The organism is Geobacillus thermopakistaniensis, from assembly GCF_000498995.1.
Lineage (GTDB): Bacteria > Bacillota > Bacilli > Bacillales > Anoxybacillaceae > Geobacillus > Geobacillus thermoleovorans.
On the sequence record NZ_AYSF01000053.1, the window covers coordinates 13,674 to 34,799 of the forward strand.

At 53.1% G+C, this 21,126-nt stretch carries 27 protein-coding genes; 8 read left to right on the forward strand and 19 right to left on the reverse strand.

Going from position 1 to position 21,126, the window contains the following annotated elements; translation table 11 throughout:
• Positions 1-25: 25 nt before the first annotated feature.
• Positions 26-259, forward strand: coding sequence for a DUF378 domain-containing protein (locus T260_RS128355; RefSeq protein WP_011232397.1), 234 nt, complete (start codon positions 26-28; stop codon positions 257-259).
• 103 nt (positions 260-362) lie between these two features.
• Here the strand turns inward: T260_RS128355 and yugI are convergent, their stop codons facing one another.
• From yugI to T260_RS128335, 4 genes are all read right to left on the reverse strand, one after another.
• Positions 363-728, reverse strand: a complete 366-nt coding sequence (gene yugI, locus T260_RS128350; RefSeq protein WP_011232398.1) for a S1 domain-containing post-transcriptional regulator GSP13 — start codon at positions 726-728, stop codon at positions 363-365.
• A gap of 105 nt (positions 729-833) precedes the next feature.
• Entirely contained in the window at positions 834-2,006 is a 1,173-nt protein-coding gene (locus T260_RS128345) for an aminotransferase (protein ID WP_023634063.1), read from the reverse strand.
• Positions 2,003-2,503, reverse strand: coding sequence for an Lrp/AsnC family transcriptional regulator (locus tag T260_RS128340; protein ID WP_013144362.1), 501 nt, complete (start codon positions 2,501-2,503; stop codon positions 2,003-2,005). Before T260_RS128340 ends, T260_RS128345 begins: the two co-directional genes overlap by 4 nt.
• A 54-nt stretch (positions 2,504-2,557) precedes the next feature.
• Positions 2,558-2,821 (reverse strand): DUF1871 family protein, encoded by a 264-nt coding sequence (locus T260_RS128335; RefSeq protein ID WP_011232401.1) that lies wholly within the window; start codon positions 2,819-2,821, stop codon positions 2,558-2,560.
• A 151-nt stretch (positions 2,822-2,972) separates the two neighbouring features.
• Here T260_RS128335 and T260_RS128330 point away from each other — a divergent pair, with 151 nt between their 5' ends.
• Positions 2,973-4,148, forward strand: coding sequence for a MalY/PatB family protein (locus T260_RS128330; RefSeq protein ID WP_031212813.1), 1,176 nt, complete (start codon positions 2,973-2,975; stop codon positions 4,146-4,148).
• 480 nt (positions 4,149-4,628) lie between these two features.
• On the opposite strand, the gene T260_RS128325 is transcribed toward T260_RS128330, so the two are convergent.
• The 3 genes from T260_RS128325 to kapD all read right to left on the reverse strand — a co-directional run bounded on the left by T260_RS128325 (position 4,629) and on the right by kapD (position 6,121).
• Entirely contained in the window at positions 4,629-5,150 is a 522-nt protein-coding gene (locus T260_RS128325) for a superoxide dismutase family protein (protein ID WP_011232403.1), read from the reverse strand.
• A gap of 58 nt (positions 5,151-5,208) precedes the next feature.
• Positions 5,209-5,424 (reverse strand): hypothetical protein, encoded by a 216-nt coding sequence (locus tag T260_RS128320; RefSeq protein WP_011232404.1) that lies wholly within the window; start codon positions 5,422-5,424, stop codon positions 5,209-5,211.
• A gap of 76 nt (positions 5,425-5,500) precedes the next feature.
• Complete coding sequence (kapD, locus tag T260_RS128315) at positions 5,501-6,121, reverse strand: 3'-5' exonuclease KapD (RefSeq protein ID WP_011232405.1); 621 nt, start codon at positions 6,119-6,121, stop codon at positions 5,501-5,503.
• A 371-nt stretch (positions 6,122-6,492) separates the two neighbouring features.
• Here kapD and T260_RS128310 point away from each other — a divergent pair, with 371 nt between their 5' ends.
• The 3 genes from T260_RS128310 (at position 6,493) to T260_RS128300 (ending at position 8,744) form a co-directional block, all read left to right on the forward strand.
• Positions 6,493-6,930, forward strand: coding sequence for a hypothetical protein (locus tag T260_RS128310; protein ID WP_011232406.1), 438 nt, complete (start codon positions 6,493-6,495; stop codon positions 6,928-6,930).
• A gap of 20 nt (positions 6,931-6,950) precedes the next feature.
• Positions 6,951-8,273, forward strand: a complete 1,323-nt coding sequence (locus T260_RS128305) for an ArsB/NhaD family transporter (RefSeq protein WP_011232407.1) — start codon at positions 6,951-6,953, stop codon at positions 8,271-8,273.
• Between the two features lie 120 nt (positions 8,274-8,393).
• Complete coding sequence (locus T260_RS128300) at positions 8,394-8,744, forward strand: YuzC family spore coat inner layer protein (RefSeq protein ID WP_014196647.1); 351 nt, start codon at positions 8,394-8,396, stop codon at positions 8,742-8,744.
• 318 nt (positions 8,745-9,062) lie between these two features.
• Here the strand turns inward: T260_RS128300 and T260_RS1000000139975 are convergent, their stop codons facing one another.
• The 3 genes from T260_RS1000000139975 to T260_RS1000000139980 all read right to left on the reverse strand — a co-directional run bounded on the left by T260_RS1000000139975 (position 9,063) and on the right by T260_RS1000000139980 (position 10,498).
• Positions 9,063-9,215 (reverse strand): hypothetical protein, encoded by a 153-nt coding sequence (locus tag T260_RS1000000139975; RefSeq protein WP_014196648.1) that lies wholly within the window; start codon positions 9,213-9,215, stop codon positions 9,063-9,065.
• Between the two features lie 60 nt (positions 9,216-9,275).
• Complete coding sequence (locus T260_RS07020; RefSeq protein WP_014196649.1) at positions 9,276-9,650, reverse strand: hypothetical protein; 375 nt, start codon at positions 9,648-9,650, stop codon at positions 9,276-9,278.
• Positions 9,651-10,339: 689 nt separating this feature from the next.
• Entirely contained in the window at positions 10,340-10,498 is a 159-nt protein-coding gene (locus T260_RS1000000139980) for a hypothetical protein (protein WP_011232413.1), read from the reverse strand.
• Between the two features lie 173 nt (positions 10,499-10,671).
• On the opposite strand from T260_RS1000000139980, the gene T260_RS128295 reads away from it, so the two are divergent.
• A complete protein-coding gene (locus T260_RS128295; protein ID WP_011232414.1) occupies positions 10,672-11,277 on the forward strand; it encodes a biotin transporter BioY in 606 nt (201 codons plus the stop codon).
• A gap of 109 nt (positions 11,278-11,386) precedes the next feature.
• Here the strand turns inward: T260_RS128295 and T260_RS128290 are convergent, their stop codons facing one another.
• The 3 genes from T260_RS128290 to T260_RS128280 all read right to left on the reverse strand — a co-directional run bounded on the left by T260_RS128290 (position 11,387) and on the right by T260_RS128280 (position 14,792).
• Positions 11,387-12,385, reverse strand: a complete 999-nt coding sequence (locus T260_RS128290) for an inorganic phosphate transporter (RefSeq protein ID WP_011232415.1) — start codon at positions 12,383-12,385, stop codon at positions 11,387-11,389.
• An 18-nt stretch (positions 12,386-12,403) separates the two neighbouring features.
• A complete protein-coding gene (locus tag T260_RS128285; RefSeq protein WP_011232416.1) occupies positions 12,404-13,024 on the reverse strand; it encodes a DUF47 domain-containing protein in 621 nt (206 codons plus the stop codon).
• 274 nt (positions 13,025-13,298) lie between these two features.
• Positions 13,299-14,792 (reverse strand): leucyl aminopeptidase, encoded by a 1,494-nt coding sequence (locus T260_RS128280; protein WP_031212816.1) that lies wholly within the window; start codon positions 14,790-14,792, stop codon positions 13,299-13,301.
• Between the two features lie 184 nt (positions 14,793-14,976).
• On the opposite strand from T260_RS128280, the gene T260_RS128275 reads away from it, so the two are divergent.
• Complete coding sequence (locus tag T260_RS128275) at positions 14,977-15,786, forward strand: cobalamin-binding protein (RefSeq protein WP_014196655.1); 810 nt, start codon at positions 14,977-14,979, stop codon at positions 15,784-15,786.
• 17 nt (positions 15,787-15,803) lie between these two features.
• Here T260_RS128275 and spsC read toward each other — a convergent pair whose 3' ends face one another.
• From spsC to T260_RS128255, 5 genes are all read right to left on the reverse strand, one after another.
• The gene (gene spsC, locus T260_RS128270) at positions 15,804-16,442 is read right to left on the reverse strand and encodes a stationary phase survival protein SpsC (protein ID WP_011232419.1); all 639 of its coding nucleotides are present in this window, start codon (positions 16,440-16,442) and stop codon (positions 15,804-15,806) included.
• Positions 16,443-16,669: 227 nt separating this feature from the next.
• The gene (locus tag T260_RS128265) at positions 16,670-16,993 is read right to left on the reverse strand and encodes a YuiB family protein (RefSeq protein ID WP_014196657.1); all 324 of its coding nucleotides are present in this window, start codon (positions 16,991-16,993) and stop codon (positions 16,670-16,672) included.
• Between the two features lie 126 nt (positions 16,994-17,119).
• Positions 17,120-17,257, reverse strand: a complete 138-nt coding sequence (locus T260_RS1000000139825) for a YuiA family protein (protein WP_011232421.1) — start codon at positions 17,255-17,257, stop codon at positions 17,120-17,122.
• 124 nt (positions 17,258-17,381) lie between these two features.
• Entirely contained in the window at positions 17,382-17,885 is a 504-nt protein-coding gene (locus tag T260_RS128260) for an NUDIX domain-containing protein (protein ID WP_011232422.1), read from the reverse strand.
• Between the two features lie 119 nt (positions 17,886-18,004).
• Positions 18,005-19,228 carry an NAD(P)/FAD-dependent oxidoreductase gene (locus T260_RS128255; protein ID WP_013524525.1) on the reverse strand — a complete coding sequence of 408 codons (1,224 nt, stop codon included), beginning with the start codon at positions 19,226-19,228 and terminating at the stop codon, positions 18,005-18,007.
• Positions 19,229-19,504: 276 nt separating this feature from the next.
• Here T260_RS128255 and T260_RS128250 point away from each other — a divergent pair, with 276 nt between their 5' ends.
• Positions 19,505-20,503 (forward strand): NAD(P)/FAD-dependent oxidoreductase, encoded by a 999-nt coding sequence (locus T260_RS128250; protein WP_011232424.1) that lies wholly within the window; start codon positions 19,505-19,507, stop codon positions 20,501-20,503.
• Positions 20,504-20,664: 161 nt separating this feature from the next.
• Here the strand turns inward: T260_RS128250 and T260_RS128245 are convergent, their stop codons facing one another.
• Positions 20,665-20,967 carry a LapA family protein gene (locus T260_RS128245; protein WP_011232425.1) on the reverse strand — a complete coding sequence of 101 codons (303 nt, stop codon included), beginning with the start codon at positions 20,965-20,967 and terminating at the stop codon, positions 20,665-20,667.
• Positions 20,968-21,126 lie beyond the last annotated feature (159 nt).

Sequence of the window (21,126 nt, forward strand, 5' to 3'; positions counted from 1 at the left end):
AAATTTTCCAAAGGAGGCAAACAAGATGGGAGCATTGCAGCGCATTGCGCTATTGTTGACCATTATCGGCGCCATTAACTGGGGACTGATCGGCTTTTTCCAATTTGACTTAGTCGCCGCCATTTTCGGCGGCCAAGACTCCGTTTGGTCGCGCATCATCTACAGCTTGGTCGGCATCGCCGGCTTGATCAACTTGGCGCTTTTATTTAAACCGGCCGAAGAACTTGGGCGCACCGAGCCAAAGACATCGCGCACATAATGAAACACAAAGGGACACGCACCGCTTGGCGGTGGGTGTCTTCTTTTTGCGCCTCTCCCGGCCCAAAAGCGTCATGGACTCTCGCCGCTTGGCGGCAGGGTTCTTATGGTTTCGGTCCATCTTCTTTCTTGGACTGCTCAATCCATTCGCGCAGTTTTTCCTTCAACGGGCGAAACCCCGACTTGAGCGGCATTTTCATGCGCATATGGCGTTTTTCCTTTTCCTCGGCGGGTTCAAGCGCCTTTAGGGACAGGCTCGCCCTCCTCGCCTTTCGATCGACGTCCAACACCTTGACCGTCACTTCATCCCCGACATGGACGTAATCGCGCACATCTTTCACAAATTGATGGGAAATTTCAGAAATATGGATCAGCCCTTGCATGCCGTCCTCAAGCTGGACGAACGCGCCATACGGCTGAATGCCCGTCACCTTCCCTTTCACGATCGCTCCTCGTTTGATCGTTGACAAGCGAAACACTCCTATTGATGAATTTCGTCTATGTTTCTGTATTATAACATAGACCGACAGCAAACCCCAAAAAAAGATGTCCCGCCGACGGCGGAACATCCCCAGTTACAGGCGCGCCAAAAACCGTTTCATTCGCTTAATGGCTTCTTGCAGCTGTTCGAGCGATGAAGCGTATGAACAGCGGATATAGCCTTCCCCGCTTTGGCCGAAGACGTTGCCGGGGACGACCGCTACTTTTTCTTCGATGAGCAGCCGCTCAGCAAACTGCTCCGACGTCAAACCGGTCGGCTTGATGGACGGGAAGGCGTAAAACGCGCCGCCCGGCAAATGGCACGGCAGCCCGATTTCATTGAGCGAGGCGACGAAATAGTTGCGCCGCCGCCGGTAGCTGTTGCGCATCTCGGCGACATCGCGCTCTCCGCTGCGAAGCGCCTCAAGCGCCCCATATTGCGCCATCGTCGGCGCGCACATCATGGCATACTGATGGATTTTCAACATCGCCTGCAAAATCTCGTCAGGCGCTGCCGCAAACCCGAGCCGCCAACCGGTCATCGCAAACCCTTTGGAAAAACCGGAAATCAAAATCGTCCGCTCGCGCATGCCGCTAACAGCGGCCATGCTCGTGTACTCTCCTTCATACGTCAGCTCGGCGTAAATTTCATCGGCAATGACGAGCAAGTCATGCGCCTCAGCCAGACGGGCGATCGCTTCAAGCTCCGTGCGGCTCTGCACCGTTCCGGTCGGGTTGTTCGGCGAGCAGATGATGACCGCCTTCGTCCGCTCGGTGATCGCCCGTTCAAGGTGCACCGGATTGAGCTGAAACTTGTCTTCGCCAGACGTGTGAACGGCCACCGGTTTCCCGCCCGCGAGCACGACAAGCGGCTCGTAGGCGACAAAACTCGGTTCGACGATGATCACTTCATCGCCCGAGTTGATGATCGCCCTAAGCGCCAAGTCGATGGCCTGGCTCGCCCCGACCGTCACTAAAATTTCTGTCTCCGGACAGTAGTCGACATGAAACTTGCGGCGCAAATAAGCGGCGATTTCTTGTCGGAGCTCCAAGAGCCCGGCGTTGGCCGTATACGACGTATAGCCTTGCTCGAGCGACAAAATGCTCGCTTCGCGAATGCTCCAGGACGTGACAAAATCCGGCTCGCCGACGCCGAGCGAAATGACGCCGTCCATGCTGGAAGCAAGGTCGAAAAAGCGGCGGATGCCGGATGGCTTCAAGCCCGCAACCGTCTTGGACACGTACGTTTTTCTCGTTTGCGGCTTCATGGCGACACCACGATGCGGCGATCTTGATCTCCTTGGTCAAAGACGATGCCATCGTGTTTGTATTTTTTCAAAATGAAATGGGTCGTCGTTGAAATGACAGAATCGAGCGTCGACAGTTTTTCCGATACAAATTGGGCGATTTCCGCCATCGAACGCCCTTCGATCACGACCGATAAGTCGTAGGCGCCGGACATTAAGTACACCGATTTCACTTCCGGGAATCGGTAAATGCGTTCCGCCACCTCGTCAAAGCCGACGCCGCGCTTCGGGGTCACCTTGACGTCGATCATCGCCGTCACCCCTTCGCGTCCGTCCGCCTTCCGCCAGTCAATGAGCGCCGTATATTGCACGATCACTTTCGCCTCTTCTAACTTTTTGACGAGCGCTTCCGTTTCTTCGACCGGCAAATCGATCATCTTCGCCAGCACATCGATCGGCGTTCGTGCATCTTTTTCTAATATTTCGATAATTTCCAGCTCTTTTTCGCTCAATTTCACGCAGCATCCCTCCATTTCATCAGTCGGTTTCGCCAAGCCGGCTCCCTGTCGTCATCACGGGAGCGGACAGGACGCCGCTTGCTTTAATTCAAGCAGCCGGCGGGCGAGTTTTAGGCAGTCGGGAAAAGGAATCGGCTCGTCAAAGGCGAATTCATATATGGACTGAATGCGGGCGGCCAACGTGCGGGCGTCTTCCGTCTCATACACCGCCTGGAGCACGCTGGCCGCCTCGACGTCGTAGGCGTCTTTTCCAAGGCCAAACGGGTCCCAGGCGCCGATCCATTCAAGAAGAAGCCGATTCAACTGTCGTCCGTCCATGCCGCCGCCATCCACCTTTCTTGATGCTATGATATAACCCATTATAAGCCATCGATTCGAAAAAAAGAAGGGAGAAGATGCAACAATGTTTCCATTCGATGAAGGGAAAGGACCGCATCGTTCGCGTGCTGAGAAAGGAGAAGGCGCGATCATGTTTCCGTTCGACCGCGTCATCGACCGCCGGGGCACGCTGTCGGTGAAATGGGATGACGTTCATCGCGTGTTCGGCCGCGAAGACGTATGGCCGATGTGGGTCGCCGACATGGATTTTCCCGCACCGAAAGAAGTGCAAGAAGCGCTGCGGCAACGGGTGGAGCACGGCGTGTTCGGCTACACTGTCATTCCCGATTCACTCAAAGAAGCGGTGTGCCAATGGCTTGAACGCCGTCATGACTGGACGATCGATCCGTCTTGGCTCGTGTTTGCCCACGGCGTCGTGCCGGCGGTCGCCGCCGCCATCGAAGCGTTTTCCGAACCAGGGGATCGCATCATCGTTTTTTCCCCGGTCTACCGGCCGCTGTTTGATCTCGTCCGCCGCCATGACCGCACGCTTCTGTTCAGTCCGCTGCGCCTTGAGGAAGACAACTATGCGATCGACTGGGACGACTTGGAGCGAAAGCTGCCCGATGCCAAACTTCTCATCCTTTGCCATCCGCACAACCCGGGAGGCAAATCATGGACAAAAGAAGAACTCGAACAGCTGGGAGAACTTTGCCTCAAGCACGGCGTCTTCGTCCTTTCCGACGAAATCCACGCCGATTTGACGCTCCCGCCAGCCAAACACACGCCGTTTGCCTCCCTCCACCCAGATCTGGCCGCGCAAAGCGCCACGTTCCGCGCGCCGACGAAAACGTTCAACCTCGCCGGTTTGCAGGCAGCGGAAGTCATCCTTCCCGACGAATCGCGGCGCCGGGCGTTCCGCCGCGTCCAGCAGCGGCACGGCTTTTTTACGCTGAATGCGTTCGCCATCGTCGGAGCGGAAGCGGCCTACCGCCATGGCGGACCGTGGCTTGACGCCTTGCTTGATTACTTGCGGCAAAACATCGACATGACGGTTGCCTATTTAGCGGAACACTTGCCGCCGCTTCGCCCCGTCCGGCCGCAGGCGACGTATCTTGTCTGGATCGACTGCCGCGGCCTTGGCCTTTCCGAGGCGGAGCTGAAGCGTCGGCTCCTTGAAACAGGAAAACTCGCCGTCGAGTTCGGCAGCAAATTCGGCCAGGAAGGCGTCGGCTTCATCCGTTTGAATATCGCCTGCCCGCGCCCGACGCTGGAGGAAGGGCTGCGGCGGCTGGCGACGGCGCTGCGCTATATAGATGCAATTTAAAGCTTTAACATTTTTCGTTTTTACCGGTCATTTCATCCAACTGTCGAGTGACCGAACAACACCGCTTAAAGACCCATGAATGGGTCTTTAAGCGAGTCGTTGTTCGGTCTTCCGTCACGCCTTAGCGTNCAACACCGCTTAAAGACCCATGAATGGGTCTTTAAGCGAGTCGTTGTTCGGTCTTCCGTCACGCCTTAGCGTGACGGAGGCAAGCCTACGGCTTGCCTTCGACAGTCAAAAATGGATGAGCCACTTTTCCGTCAAGGATATGTTAAACGATTTCGTTGCATCCTATATAGCTTTGCACCAAAGAAGAGCGGCCAAGCGGATGGCGAAAGGGAAAAGAAGCAGCGCCGGACCCGTTGCTCCGTTCCGCCATCCATGTGCAGCAGAAGCTGTGCAACCGTCACTTTCTCGCATTTGCCATGCGAAGCGTTGCCCCGGCAACGTGAAACAGGGGCCCGCGCGCGAGCCCCTGTTTCACGACGACTTGATTTCCCCGCAGGCGATCCGTCCGCCGGCGTCTCCCGCCGGCTGGGTCATGCCGTCGTCTTTCTTGGCGTGAATGACGATCGATGTTCCGTCTTTCGTAAGCAGCGAGCCTTTCTCTCCTTCTTTCAGCGTCACATTGGGCGCCTTCAACTCGACGTTGACCGTGCCGTCATCCTTCACAATAATGTTCGGCAAATCGCCGGCATGCGCCCCCTCCGGGTGGAGAAGGCCGTGCTTTTTCCCGTCCGGATTGTAATGACCGCCGGCCGATTGGAAATCGGGCGGTTTGCAGCTTCCGTTTTCATGGATGTGAATGGCGTGCTCTCCCGGCGGGAGGCCTTCCAAGTCAAGCTTCAGCCGCACCCCTTCCGCCTGTTCAGTCAACTCGATCGTACCGATCGAATCGCCATCCGCATTGATCATCTCCACCGTCCGGCTCGTTCCATTCTCTTGGCCGCAGCCGGACAACACGAGCGCTGCCGCCAGCACCACACCGTACGTTTTTCGCAAGACGAACCCCCCTCCAGCATCACTTGTTATCCGCCAGTATTGCCGGAGGGGGGCTCGTTTATACTCCGGGCGGCTCCTTCCGTTCCTCTCGTTTTCCAAGCAGCTGTTCTTCGAGCCGCTTCGCTTCCTTCTCCTGCCGCCGGGAGATGATGATGATGAGCCGCATCGTGAACACCGCCATCAAGAAGAAGACAGCAAACGAAATGGCTGCGGGAATGTATTCACGTTTGTCTTCTGGAAAGTACAAAAATAAATTCAGCACCGATGGCCACATAAGGAAACAACCTTTCTGCCTAAAAAATCGTCCACTTTCTATTATAACATAAAAAAGCCGCCGCCAACGCAGCCGGCTATAAAGCGAATTTTTTTCGCAGCTGGGTCAAATCAATCCGTTCTCCAATCGTCGGCGGCTTTGTCTTCGCCAAATATTTTTTGTCGTTTTCCACCAGCCGGAAAATCGTATACGCGGTGAACGCATCATCGAGCGCGCAATGGGCTTTTCCAACTGCCTCATTGCCGTACTCTTGCACCGCCTTGCGCAGCGCGGTTTGGTTTTTGTTGCCGAAAAACCGCTTATACTCCATGGCTAAATCACGATGCTCGCCCGTGAATGGGAATTCCACTTGCGCCGATTGGCAGTTTTCCCGGAGCACTTTCATATCCATGCTCCCCCACGTCATCACTGTCGTCGGGCGTTCGCGGTCATATTGCCGAAGCAAGGAAACCAGCTCATAAAAACTCATTCCGCGGTCGATTTGTTCTTGGGTGATGTTGAGAAACGACTTGCACCGTTCCGTGAGCTGCGGAAAGCGGAGCGGCTTCACATAGGAAGAGAATTGGCCGATGATCTGATCGTCAACAACCGCGACAAGGCCGACTTCAATAATTTCCGGGCAAAACCCGTTCGGGTTTGTTTTCGTCTCCGGCATCGTAAATTCAAAATCGAGAAACAAATATTGCGGGCTGTCCATCGTCGCTTCCCCCCTTTCCGGCACGCTGTTGCCGTCCGTCTTACTATTATTATATCACGCAGAAGCGATTGTTTATTTCTTTTTTCAGAAAATGGCGAAAAAGAGGCGGATGCCGTAGGAATCAACGAAAGCCTTGGCGAAAAAGAAGAAGGGCGGATGGACGCTTCCCATTCAAGCCAATCGTTTTTTCTCCCCCACCCTTTATAAGATCCGCGAAAAACAACCATTTCCCCTAAACCGATGGTTCTTGAGTGAAGAGAAGAGCAGCATTTATAAGGTTGATGCATTGAAGAAATGCTATGGTTGAGCCGCATTTCCTGTTAAATCACCAGCCTTCTATGATATGATCAAGAAAAAGGAGGGTGGATGGGATGAAAAATGTCGTGATTCATCAGATTGTTACATGGATTTTCACCGAAGACCAACTGCGGGCGTATTGGAAAAAACAGAAGAAGAACCTTCCGTTCAGCGGGCTGACGGACCGCCAGTACATGAAACTGGCTGAAGAAATGCTTGAACATTCCTCGCACAGCCAACTTGAGCAGCATGTGCTCGGCGGCCGCTGGCGCACAAAAGATGAAGCGGAAGGAAACGTGATCGCGGAAGACGAATCGCGCGACGACATCCATGTCGAGATCATTGACACCAATGCTCCAGCCGAACCGAGGCGGCGGATGTTGATGGATCGGGTGCGCGAAATCCCTTGTCCGCATTGTTCATTTACGTTTTATGTTCGTGAAGCCGCCAGCGAGCGCAGTGATTGGACATGCCCGGCGTGCGGGAGCGGTTTTCACAACATGACGACATAACTGGAAAGGGAGGAGTACGAATGGATCATTCTGCCGCACACGTGTCAAATCTTCAATATTATTTTGCCATTGCCGTTTTCTTGGTTGTATACGCGATCATCATTTCTGAAAAAATCCACCGCGCGGTCATCGCCTTGCTCGGGGCGGCGCTCATGGTCATCTTCGGCATCGTTGACATCGAAAAAGCGTTCACCCACCATATTGAGTGGGGAACGATCACGCTGCTGATCGGAATGATGATCTTGGTCGGCATTACGAGCAAGTCCGGCTTTTTTCAATACATGGCCATTAAAGCAGCGAAACTCGCCAAAGGCCGCCCGGTCCGCATTTTGGTGATGCTTTCACTGTTGACCGGGCTGTTGTCGGCGTTTTTGGACAACGTGACCACCGTGCTGCTTGTCGTGCCGGTGACGTTTTCAATTACACGAATGCTCCAAGTCAACCCCGTTCCCTATTTGATTTCTGAAGTGCTCTTATCCAATATCGGCGGCACGGCGACATTGATCGGCGACCCGCCGAACATTATGATCGGCTCGGCGAACAAGCATCTCGATTTCAACGCTTTCTTGTTCAACTTGACGCCAATCGTCATCGTCATCGCCATTGTGACGGTCGCGCTGCTCGCATTCGTTTACCGCAAGCAGCTGAAAACCGATCCTGCGTTGATTCAAAAGCTGATAGAGCTTCGCGACGCCGATTATATTCAAGATGCGAAGCTGATGCGCAAATCGGTCGCCGTGCTCGGGCTGACCATCCTTGGCTTTATTTTTCATTCGGTCATTCATGTCGATGCGGCCGTCATCGCCATGACCGGAGCGGTCGTGCTCATGCTCATCGCCGTGCCGGAGCACGAACTGGAGGATGTCTTTCATTCGATCGAATGGGGCACGATTTTCTTTTTCGCCGGTCTGTTCGTCTTGGTCGGTGGGCTCGTTGACATCGGCCTGATCAAATCATTGGCCGAAAAAACGCTCGATGTCACTGGCGGCGATATTTCCACGGCCGCTTATTTCATCCTTTGGCTGTCCGGCGTCGCCTCAGCGACGATCGACAACATCCCGTTCGTCGCCACGATGATCCCGCTCATTCAAGATATGGCAGTCGGCATGGGACTGTCTCCAGACGCCCCGCAGATTGACGTGCTGTGGTGGGCCTTGTCTCTTGGCGCCTGCCTCGGCGGAAACGGGACGCTCATCGGCGCCTCGGCGAATGTGATTGTCGCCGGCATGGCCTCGCGCGAAGGGCATGGCTTTACGTACGTTGATTTTTTGAAAATCGGCGCGCCGCTCACGCTCATTGCCTTGCTCCTGTCGCATGCCTATTTATGGCTGCGCTATTTGTAGCGTCCCGCCTGCGCAATGCATAAAGAAGGAGCGAAATCGCCGTTTGGCTTCGCTCCTTTTTGGCTGTTTGCACATATCGTAATATCGGATTCCATTTCCGGAAAGGAGGCGCAAGCAGCCATGTTCACCCCGTTCCCGCGGATGCCGGCCGGCCCGTACCCTCCGATCGACCCGGCGCTCTTTTCCCAGTCCGCCGCCACGGCGCAGACGCTGATGAACGATGCTGCCACCGTTTTGAAAAAACTGGCCGAATCCCGTTCGTTTGCGGCCTCGGTCATGTCGGCCGCCCAAGAAGGAAAAACGGATGAAGTGAAGCGCCTCATCCGCTCGCTTGGCATCCGCTCGAAAACCGATGTGTATTTCAATCCCGACGGCATCCGCCTGACGTTGTCGCCGCCGCCTGGCGCGTTTCCGTGCTGCCAGCTCGTCATCGGCTTGCGTTGGAACGTGTTTCCGCCTTTTCACGGATAGCCTTCGCCATCGCGGCGGCGGGCGAAAGGGGAAAAACGGCGGCAAGCAGCCTTCACTCTTCGCATTCGCCGCTTTGACGGCTGCCAACATCCGTTCACGACGGTCGCGCCCGATGCGATAGCGCCGCTTCCAGACCATGCATGGCGCTGGAAGCGGTGTTGTCGTTTGCGCCTTACCGCGCTAGGCAAAGCGGGCAGATCAAAACGGTTGTTGATCCGGCCCAAAAAAGACAGCGATCATCCCATCGCCGTCCAGCGCCTAAACAAACTTGCCGGGCACCGCGCCCGGCATTCCCTTCCGTTCACACTGCGCATCCGATTACGTACGTCGATAGATGATATCACCGACAATGATCGTGATCAAAGAAATCAACATCGTCAGCTTGACCGCCTTGTAGTCTAAAAAGCGCAGCACTTGTTCTTCAAACATGTAGACGAAAAAGAAAATAACCATCAGCACGGCAACAAACAAGACAAACCTTTTTTTCGATTCATGGAAACCGGTTCTCCTTCATCAGAATGCATCCAACATTCAGGCTTTCTCTACATTTTTCTTATTAGAACGGAACAAACAGACGAATAGCGGAATGACGTGAACAAGCAGCGAAAGGCCAATAAACGTTGTGGGAATCCCAAGGTTGTAAAAATATCGAATGCTTTCATTCTTCTCAATCAGCCAATATCCAAGGCCAACAGAAACGGCAGACATGCAAAGAACACTAAAGAGGATTTGTCGAATCGATCGGCAGATGATCGTCAGGCAAACGACGACCAACAAATAGAGAGTCCAAAAGACATAATCCGGATATTCGTCCTTTTTCATGTTTATGCTTTGATAATAGTTAATCAGGAATAATGACGGGGAGAAGAACAAGGTAAACAGTATAAACTTTATTCTCTTGGTCATAAAGATTCTCCTTGGTGCTCCGTCATTTGAATCCGCCACATCCATTTTTATTCGCCTTCGGTTAGGCAGGATGACTTGAACCTTTTGCATAATCGCTACTTTTGAATATGGTTTTTAATCTCATTTAGCAATTTCATGATTTCCTCATTTTGTTGTGTCATTCTTTTTAAATCTTTGGTTGCAAAAAGAACATAGTAAACCACGAAAACGAACAAACCGATCAAAAACAATACAATCAAAACGATCTCTAACAAATTGAGTTCACCCTTTATTTATTCTGAAAAGAGTAAATCCTCCAGGTAATTATTATATTTTATGGTCTGTTTGGGTTTTTCATAGAACTTTTGACGCTACCTCAGTCTCTTACCAAGTACACGTTATGGTAAATAAACTATATATTTACAATTAAAATCTTACTGGAAATAAAAAAAAGGAACTTTATTACCATATCAAAAATAGGTATTTATTCATAAAAATCAATAAATTCATTTTCTTCTCTTTTCATGCCGAAAAACCCATTGAAAAACGAGCACGACATTCGAGCCGGCAGCATTTTATCAGAACGACAAGACCACTCTAAGGGAACTCGATGGGGAGGCGGCCATCTTTTTTCGCTCGATCCTCCGGCTTTTTCGAGGCGCGAATCGGTCCAAGACGTTTTTCTTTCCTGTCGATCCGCACCCCTTCTTTTACGCATTGCCGTTTTCATCCGTCGGCTGCCGAGCCCCGATTTCCGCCGGGGTGCGCAAATCGTAGCCGTCGTCGTGTTTGCTTGTATGGATGATGTCTTCGTTCGCCCCCATTTTGCTCGCCCGCTTCAGTTCCTCATCCGGCACGAACCGATCCATTGACAAGACCTCCTTTCACGCTCCTCGCCGCGTTGTCCGCATGAAGCGCTCGAGGAGTCGTTTTTCTTATCATCCCCCCAAGCCGCTTTATCATCCGCCGAAAAAAAGAGGATTGACAGCCTAGCGGTTGTTCGGTACGATTTTGTTAACGGACAAAAAAAGGGGGTTTACATATGGAAGGACGGACTTCACTTCGACCGATTGACATGACGCTCGCCGCCATGTTCGTCGCCTTGATGGCGATCGGGGCGAACATTACGTCGTGGGCGCCGTTTCTTGTCGTCGGCGGTGTTCCCATTACGCTGCAGACGTTTTTCTGCGTCTTGGCCGGAGCGGTGCTCGGGCGGCGGCTCGGTGCGGTGGCGATGATTGTGTACATGCTCGTCGGCCTCGCCGGCGTGCCGGTGTTTGCCAAATTCAACGGCGGACTGTCGATGATTTTCCAACCGACATTTGGCTTCATTCTTTCGTTTATCGTTGCCGCTTATGCGACCGGATGGGTCATCAACCGTGGCCCGCAGCCGGCGTCAAAAGCTCGTTTCGTCACCGCCGCACTCGTTGGCATGGTCATCAACTATGTCATCGGCACGAACTGGATGTACATGGCGTACAAACTATGGGCGGAAGCGCCGGAAGGGCTTTCGTACGGCATGGTGTGGGGCTGGATGCTTGCCCCGCTGCCGAAAGACATTTTGTTGTCGATCGTCGCCGGCTTGATCGCCCCAAGGATTTGCCGGGCGATCGGACGCTCCTCCGCCGCGGACCGTTCGGCGGCCTAAACACGAAAAGAGTCTGACCCAAAAGGGAAATTTTCCTTAAACAAAACACAACATAGGAAAAACAATAAGAAAGGGTGTCCCGATCTGTTGGGACACCCTCTTTCATTCGTTAGAAAAATAAACGGAGAACCTGGTACACAAACCCAGCAATCAACGCTGACACTGGCAAGGTGATGATCCATGTCAGCACAATGCGGCGAGCGACGCCCCATTTGACGCCTTTCACCCGTTGGGCGGCGCCGACCCCCATGATGGCCGAGGAAATGACGTGCGTCGTGCTGACTGGCAAGTGGAACATCGTCGCTGAAAGAATGACGAGTGCGGACGACAAATCAGCCGCCGCTCCGTTGATCGGACGAATTTTCATAATTTTTCCGCCGACCGTTTTAATGATCTTCCACCCACCAACAGCCGTTCCCAATCCCATGGCCAAGGCGGCAGAAATGCGCACCCATTCAGGAATGTCGGTCGTCGCGTGGTATCCGCCGGCGATTAACGCCATCGTAATGATCCCCATCGCTTTTTGAGCGTCGTTTGTTCCGTGCGTATACGCTTGAAACGCCGCGGTCACAATTTGAAACATCCGAAAGCCCCTCGTCGTGCTGTATAAGTTGGCGTTTTTAAAGATAAAACGAAAAATGCTCATAATGATAAAGCCGACCCCTAACGCCAAAAACGGGGAAAGAATCAGCGATTGTAAAATTTTCAAAAACCCGCCGTAATTCAAAATCCCAACCCCAGCCGCGGAAATCGCCGCTCCGGCGACCGAACCGATGATCGCGTGCGAAGAGCTGCTCGGAATGCCGTAATACCACGTGATCAAATTCCAGGCAATGGCTGATGTCAACGCTGCTAAAATAATGAGTGGTCCATTTTCTAGCGCAAACGGGTCGACAATGTCTTTCGTAATCGTTTTTGCGACGCCGGTAAAGGTGAGCGCGCCGATAAAGTTCATCGTCGCAGCCAAAATAATGGCTTGACGCGGCGTGAGCGCCCTTGTCGACACCGATGTGGCAATGGCGTTGGCCGTATCGTGAAAGCCGTTGATAAAGTCAAACGCCAATGCGAAAATGACGATGCAGATCGTTAAAATCAGGATCGTATCCATAAACACAGCGTCCCCTTTTTATGCGTTGCGCATGATAATCGTCTCTAACGTATTGGCGACATCTTCACAACTGTCGGCAATCTCTTCCAACATTTCGTAAAGCTCTTTGTATTGAATGATTTTAATCGGGTCTTTTTGCGTCACAAACAAGTTTTTGATCGACGCGCGCAAAATTTCGTCGCACTTCGTTTCATAGTCCTTGATTTTAATGGCATGTTGGCGCATATCGAGCAATTTTTTGTTCGCAAGCAGTTCGAGGGCGTGAACAATTTCAATCGTGCTTTGATAAATATAGTCAAAAAACTTCACCATATGTTCATCGATGTCCGTGAACGAAAACATTTCAAACCGCGCTGAACATTGCTCAAATCCGTCAAGCACATCGTCCATTTTCATCGCCAACTGGTGGATGTCTTCCCGCTCGATCGGCGTAATGAACGTTTTGTTCAATTGGACGACCAGTTCATGGATGAATGAATCGCCCTTTCGTTCGTACTCTTTCATGACGCGGGCAAATTCTTTCAAGTCGCTTACGCTTTGAATTTTATACTCGACAAAATATTGCGCCGCTTCCTTCACATTTTCCGAAATCGTAAACAACATGTCGAAGAAAACGTCTTTTTTCGGTGAAAAAATCATATCAGACACCCTCCATTTGCGAAATCAAAATCACCGCTACTTATTGTAACAATTTACACATCATTTACAATAAGACAACAAAAAACTTTACATGAAATTTACACTACATTTACATTCTGTTCGCTTTTCCTGCTATGTACTATAGTAGCGTGCCAAACAAAAGCCGAAGCTATGCACGTCCGCTTCGGCTCGTTCGCTGCCGGCATACCCCGCCCTCACACTGGGCGCCTCTGCGCCAAGGCAGCGCCTGTCGATCAGCCTGCCGGCGTTCGTTTTATTCAAACCGCTCGACAAACGCGGTGAGCGTGCGCACCATCACGCCTGTCGCCCCAGCCGGACCGAGGTCGCCGTCTTTCTTTGTGGCGGCCGTGCCGGCGATATCCAAATGCACCCACGGCGTATCTTCCGCAAATTCGCCGATGAACGCCCCGCCCATAATGGCGTGTCCTTCCCGCCCCGGAGAATTGTTCAAGTCGGCGATTTTGCTGCTTCGCACCCGCTCGCGGTCGTTTTCTGTAATGGGCAGCCGCCAAATGAACTCCCCGGTTTCCATCGACGCTTCAAGCAATTGCTCAAACAGCTCCTCATTGTTCGTCATCGCGCCCGTTTTGTCCGTGCCCAAGGCGACGATCACTCCGCCCGTCAACGTAGCGACATCGATGATATAGCTGGCGCCGTGCTGTTTCGCATAGGTCACCGCATCGGCCAAAATGAGCCGTCCTTCCGCATCCGTGTTTTTCACTTCAATCGTTTTTCCGGACAGCGACGTAATGACATCGTCCGGCTTGAACGCCTCGCCGCTGATCATATTGTCGGTCGCCGGAATGACGGCGAGCACGTTTTGTTCCGGCCGCAGTTCGCCGATCGCTTCCATCGCCCCGAGCACCGCCGCCGCGCCGGCCATATCGGTTTTCATGTCGACCATGCTGTCGCGCGGCTTCAAACAATAGCCGCCCGTATCGAACGTCACCCCTTTGCCGACGAGGGCGATCACGTCTTCCCACTCGTCTTTTCCTTGGTATTTTAAGACGATCAGTTTGGGCGGCTGTTTCGAGCCTTGATTGACGGCCAAAAGCGCTCCCATGCCGAGCCGCTCCATGTCTTCTTTCTCCAAAACTTCATAGTCAAAATCGTATCGGTTCGCGAGCTTCACGGCATAATCAGCCAAATCCGACGCCGTCAGCAAATTCCCCGGCGTATTGACAAGCGTGCGCGCCGAATTCGTCGCCTTCCCGTATACCGAACCGACAAACAAGCTCGCTTCAATTTCCGCCGCTTCGGCCGCCGTGTAGACGATGAGCGATTCGAGCTGGTAGTCCGGTTGTGACTTTTTCTGCTTATACCCAGGGAATTCATACGTCGCCAAGTGATAGGCTTCCGCCAAGGCGTGCGCCGCTTCGTTTCCATCGACGGCCTCGGTCGTAAACGTGTCCAGCGCGACCGCCGCTTTCGTCCGCTTCGCCTGCTTCAACGCGCGAAACAGCTTGCCGAACACCTCGCGCAGCCGCTCAAACGTCAACTCTTCTTTTTTGCCGAGACCGACGAAATACAGCCGCTTCGCCCCCATCGGCAAAAATGGATGAACGGTGGCGATGCGTCCCCGCTTCGCGGAAATATCGCCTTCTTTCTGCAGTTCCGACAGCCGTCCGCCAAGACGGGCATCGTATTCGCCGGCAAGGCCGCTCCATGAATTCGCCCCTTCAAACAAACCGACGACAAGCGCTTCATCCCGTTCCTCTGCCGACGGCAAAGGTTTTACCGTAAACATCGTCTCATCCCTTTCCATGTTGATTCATTCCCACCTTCATTATAGCGAAGCAAAGCGATTCTTTCGACTATCTAACTTTTCTCTCCTTGCGTTCATGCAAAAAAATCAGCTGAAACGGACAGGAAATCACGCAGGGCAAGGCGAATCCGTAATCATCACGACGATTTAGAAAGGACCGACGCTGATGAGAATCGTTTCCCTTTGTCCAAGCAACACCGAACTGCTCGCCTATCTCGGCCGCCTTGACGATGTCGCCGCCGTCGACGATTCGTCCGACTGGCCGCCGGAAGTGAAGCAGCTGCCGAAAGTCGGGCCGGATCTGCGCATTGATATGGATCAAGTCGAGGCGCTCAAACCGGATCTCGTCGTCGCATCCCTAAGCGTGCCCGGCATGGAGCGCAACGTCGAGGAGCTCAAACGGCGCGGGCTCCCGCATCTCGTGCTGGCGCCGAATTCGCTCGATGACATTGCCAACGACCTTCTTCGGCTTGGCGAGGCGCTTGGTGAAACGAAAAAAGCGGCCGAACTCGTCCGCCGCTATCATGACGTGCTTGATTGGCATCGCGAGCGGGCCGCATCGGCTGAACCGTCCCGCCTTTATTGGGAATGGTGGCCGCGGCCGATCTTCACACCGGGCGGCGCCAACTGGCTGAGCGAACTAAGTGAGCTCGCCGGCGGGCGCAACATTTTCTCCGACATCCCGCAAGCGAGCGTTCAAACGGAATGGGACGACGTTCTCGCCCGCAATCCGTCGCACATCTTGCTCGTTTGGGTCGGCGTGCAGACAAAAAAAATGAACCGAAAAGCGGTCACAACTCGTCCGAACGCCGAACAGATCGAAGCAGTCCGCACCGGAAACATCTATGTTTTGGAAGAAGCGCTCTATTGCCGTCCGTCTCCGCGCCTCTTGGTCGGATTAAAAAAATTGGCGCCGCTTTTGCATCCGGCGCTGTTTCCTCCCGCTGACGACAGCGATCCGCTCCTTGGCGGCTGACGGGCGGGAGCCCTCCTTTAACTTTTCGATTCCAAATATTGCTGCCGGAACACTTGCATCGTTTCATCTTCGTTCAGCCGCTTCAACTCCTCTTCCGACAGCGTGCCGTCCCCTTTTTGGATAATGTAAACTTGCACTTTCCTTTTTCCCCAATATTTATAGACATCTTCCACGGTTTCGTAATATAAATCAAGACGATGGCCTTTGATCGCCCCGCCTTTGTCGGCGACGACGCCGAACCCGTATCCGGGGATGAACAAAATCGTGCCGATCGGAAAGATCGATAAATCGGCAGCAATCGTCGAATAAAGGTCGCGCTTAACGCGGACGCCGGAGTACGTGATGCCATACTCAGGGTGATCGGGCGTTTTCCCGGTCGATTCAATGCCGGCTGTATAGCCGGTGGCGACCACTTCAACGGAAGGATATTTTGACCAGTCAAAATGATCCTCAAGCCGCAAAACGGAGCGGCCCCCGTTTTTCGCGAGCTCTTTCATTCCCCAAACGGGCTGATGATCCATCGATAAAGCGCTCGGAAAGGGATGGAGAACCGTCTTCGCGTCAACCCCGGAAACGGACTCGAATGTCGCAAAGAGCGCCGCCAAAAACAGCAGCGTCATCGCGGTTCGGCGCACGAACTGCCTAAACCCATTCAATGCTCTCAACTCCTCTCACACCTCTATTTATCTCCATCCAAAATCGAAATATTCATTGCGAATGAGACAAAAAACGAAAAAACCGTCCATGAACAACCTCATTGTGAAACCCGAGCGCAAAGCTTGTGCGTTTTGCCAAAAACATACACGAACCGACGTTGTGATCCGCTCGGGCGCTCATCAGCGCTGTTCACAAAAAAAACGCCCCTGCCCAAGGCAGAGACGCTCTAAAACATTTGATACCCTTTCGCCCGCAGCGTGCGGATCGCCCATCCGGCGCAAAGAGCGCCGGCAAATCCGCTTGACAAAATCAACAGATCCGCCGCCGCCAGCGAAGTGATTTTCCGGCCGAGCGCGGCGAACGCCTCGGACGGTGCGGTGAAATAGCGCGTCAACGGCACATCATCAATAATGAAAACCGCAATCAACGGAAAGCAGACCGCTGTAATCCATGTCATGCGCAGCAACATATTCACCAAAAACCCAATGCCAAAAAACAACACAAAAAATAAAACCATCGAAATCAAAACAACCGGCAAACTCATTTGCATCCGCCCTTCACCTCCCGTACACCCGTTTTCAGTGTACTGGATCGGGCGGATGACCGTCAATGTTCGTTCTCTTCTTCATGATCGCCTGATTGGTTCCAAACGATGTTTCATGTCTTCAGACGAACGTCAATGATCGTCATCCTCTTCGTGATCGCTTCCCGTTCCTTGGCAACTGTAGCACGTTTCCGATCCGCCCAAAAGCAGCTGAACGTATCCATGCCCCTCGCAGTACGGGCAGTCGTTCATTGTCAATGTTTTTGTCATCGATGTTCCCCTCCGTTTCTTTTCTTGTTAATATATCAAAATTTTCTGTAAAAACAAACAGCGATTCTCCCCCATTTTCGTTCGTGTAAGCGGATACATCTTTCGATCGCTTTTATTTTCTTGACTATTCTTTCAATTTTGATGATTCAAAGTAAAGGCGGTATTTCGTGTAGCCGAACGGATCGCCGGGATTGAGTCCGTCATGCAGAGAAAGGGAATCAAGCGGCTCGAGCGCCAACAAATAGCGAAGCAAGCCTGATGTGTTCGGATCATTCTGAAGCGCCGTTTTGCTTAAAAACGCGGCGGCATACAGCTCATCCGTCTGCACGACGATGTCGCGCGAGAGCGGGCGCAACAGAAAAATCGCCATATTGTCGCTGATCTCCCCAGCGATGACGCCGGTGCGCAAGCCAAGAAGCGCGACCGGTTCGGCGTCGATCCCCGTTTCTTCCTTCACTTCCCGAACCGCCGCCTCATCGAGCATTTCCCCCGGCTGGACGAACCCGGCCGGCAGCGACCATTTGCCTTTTAGCCCGCTGTATTTTTTCTTGACAACGAGCCATTCCCCATTCTCGTTTATGACCAGTCCGGCCGCCGCAATCCAAACGTTTCCTCGTTTGTTGTCCATCGTCCTCATCCTTTTCTCCCTATCGTTATGCACCGTTTGTATTTCGACAATCGAGCGGCGGATCCCTGTTTCGTTGCCATACAAAAAGCTCCCGCCATCACGGGAGCTTTTTGAATCGATTAGAAAAATTTAAATTTGCCTTTTTTCATCACAAGCGACGAACCGCCGATCAAATACAGGGCGCGGTTGTCAATCACTTTTTTCATGAAGCTCGCTTTGGCGCCCCACAGCTTTTTGCCGAACACGACGCCGATGGCATCATCATGGCCGAGCGAGCAAACCGTCCCTTTAATATCCGGCTTAAACGGCTCCAGCTCCCCTTGTCCACGGATGAGCACCGCCAAGTTTTTCGCGCACAGCTGGCCTTCTTGCATGGCGATTTGCGCCGTCGGCGGATACGGGCGGTTCGTTTCTTCATCAATCACGAGCGAACAGTCGCCGACGACGAAAATGTCTTCATGCCCCGGGACACGCAAGTACGGGTCCACTTTAATGCGCGCCCGCGCCGCTTCAAACCCAGATTCCTCGATGACGCGGCTGCCGCGCACGCCGGCCGCCCAAATGACCGTGCCGGCTTTAATTTCCTCGACATCATCACCTTTAGCGACAATGATGCCATCCGGCGTGCATTCCTTAATCGCCGTGCCGATTCGAAACTCGACTCCTTTGCGCTCAAGCTGGCTGACCGCGTACTCGACGAGCTCCGGATCGAAGCCCGGCAACGCCGTTGGCGCCGCCTCCACGCAAATAATGCGCACTTTGTGCGGGTCGATGTCATACTCGCGGCACAGCTCCGGCATCCGGTTGGCGAGCTCGCCTAAAAATTCAATGCCGGTAAATCCCGCCCCGCCGACGACGATCGTCAATCGCTCCTCTTTCTTTTCCTCTTCTGCGTTGTACGTCGCAAACTGGTACTCGATATGTTCGCGGATTTGCCGCGCGGCGTCGACATTGGCGATCGAAAATGCGTATTCCTTCAACCCTTTGATGCCGAACGTTTCTGATTCAAACCCAAGGGCAATGACGAGATAATCGTACGTCAGCTCGCCGTTTTCAAGCAGCACTTTCTTTTCGTTTGGAATGATTTTCGTCACCGTATCTTGGATGAATTTCACTTTGTTCCGGTCGATGACATCGCTGATCGGATAGCGAACGCGGTCATGATGCAGCGTCCCAGCCGATGCCTCATGAAGCCATGTCGTCTCATAATGGTAATCGTGCTTGTTTACGAGCGTAATGTTCGCTTCGTTCACGCCGATGAGCTTTTGCAGGCGAACGGTCGTCATCAACCCGCCATAGCCAGCGCCTAAAATGACAACGTTTGGTTTTCTCACCTGGATCACTTCCACCCTTTTTCATTTTTTCTCATTCATTTGTTATAGCTTTTGCGGCCGCCCCCGTTTTTATTGAGCGAAGTTTGTGAAATAATTCACGTTAACCGCCAAAAAAATGTCGAGGGACTGTCACAAAAAATTAACAATCTCTCCACAAAACATATTAGTCCTTTTTCTTTCCCTTTTCAAGTTTTTTTTTCTGTTCGTCCAACAAAAAGGATCGTTATAACCACGCCCATTTATGGTAAGATAAACTTGTAATGCCATGACTTCGCGCAGGGAGGGATGTCGGTGAAAGAAGATCGCAACGTCTACGATGTCACCATTATCGGCGGCGGGCCGACCGGGATGTTTGCCGCGTTTTACGGCGGCTTGCGGCAAATGAAAGTCAAAATTATCGAAAGCCTTCCGCAGCTTGGAGGGCAGCTGGCCGCGTTATATCCGGAAAAATACATATATGATGTCGCCGGATTTCCGAAAGTGCGCGCCCAAGAGCTTGTCAACCAGCTGAAAGAGCAGATGGACCTATTTTCGCCGACCGTCTGCCTGAACGAGTCGGTCGACACGCTCGAAAAGCAGGAGGACGGAACGTTTAAACTCGTCACCAATCAACAAATCCATTATTCGAAAACGGTCATCATCACCGCCGGAAACGGCGCCTTTCAGCCGCGTCGGCTCGAAATCGAAAGCGCTTCCCGCTATGAAGGAAAAAACTTACATTACTTCATCAACGACTTGGGGCAGTTTTCCGGAAAGCGCGTGCTCGTCTGCGGCGGCGGCGACTCGGCTGTTGACTGGTCGCTCATGCTCGAACCGATCGCCCAAAGCGTCACGATTGTGCATCGCCGCGACAAATTCCGCGCCCATGAACATAGCGTCGAGCAGCTCAAGAAGTCCAGCGTGCAAGTGAAAACGCCGTTTGTGCCCGTTGAACTCGTCGGCGATGAACACGCCATCCGCCAAGTCATCCTCGAGCATGTGAAAGAAGGAACGAAAGAAACGATCGATGTCGACGCCGTCATTGTCAACTACGGCTTTATTTCTTCGCTTGGCCCCATCAAAAACTGGGGGCTTGACATCGAAAAAAATGCGATCAAAGTCAACTCGCGGATGGAAACGAACATCCCCGGCGTGTATGCGGCGGGCGACATTTGCACGTACGACGGGAAAATCAAGCTGATCGCCTGCGGCTTTGGCGAAGCGCCGATCGCCATCAGCAGCGCCAAAACGTACATCGACCCGACGGCGCGGATGCAGCCGGCGCACTCGACATCGCTGTTTTAATGGCGCTCCGTCGGGAAAACAAGCGGAAGCGAAGGGGCGCTCGGCATTTCGCCTTAACGCCGCATCCCGACTGATTGGAGCCATTCATATAGCCCGCCCCGTCCACACCCGTTTTTCAAGCAAAAGGCGCCCCTCTTTGTTGGGGGCGCCATACTCATGCCTCATCCCTCTCGCTCCAGCGAAACCGACTCGCCATCAGTATTCCCAGCCTTGTTTTTCGTCCATTCCTCCCGCTCTCTCTCGAGCAGCTTCACCTGCCGGCGCAGGCTGAACAAACGCACCCATCCGAGCATGCCGACGACAAGGCCGCCAAGGACGGCCGAACCTAAAATGACGATAATGAGCGGCAAGCGGGTTTCGCCGACTAAATAATGGATCGTCACCTGCTCGACATTCGCCACCGCCAGCAGCGCCACAATGAGCGCCAAGACAAGCGCCAAGATGACATTGATTTGTCCTTTCATCGTTTCTCCTCCTTTGGCGCTCCCGAAAAGGCCGATGTTGGAGCGCGGCCGTTTTCCCCAATTTCGTGAGGGAAAGACCACCCTTCCAACATTTCGCCAGTCGGTACACGCCCGCGTTTTCAACCGGCCGTGCGGCGAAAACCGGCCTTCTCAAGAGCC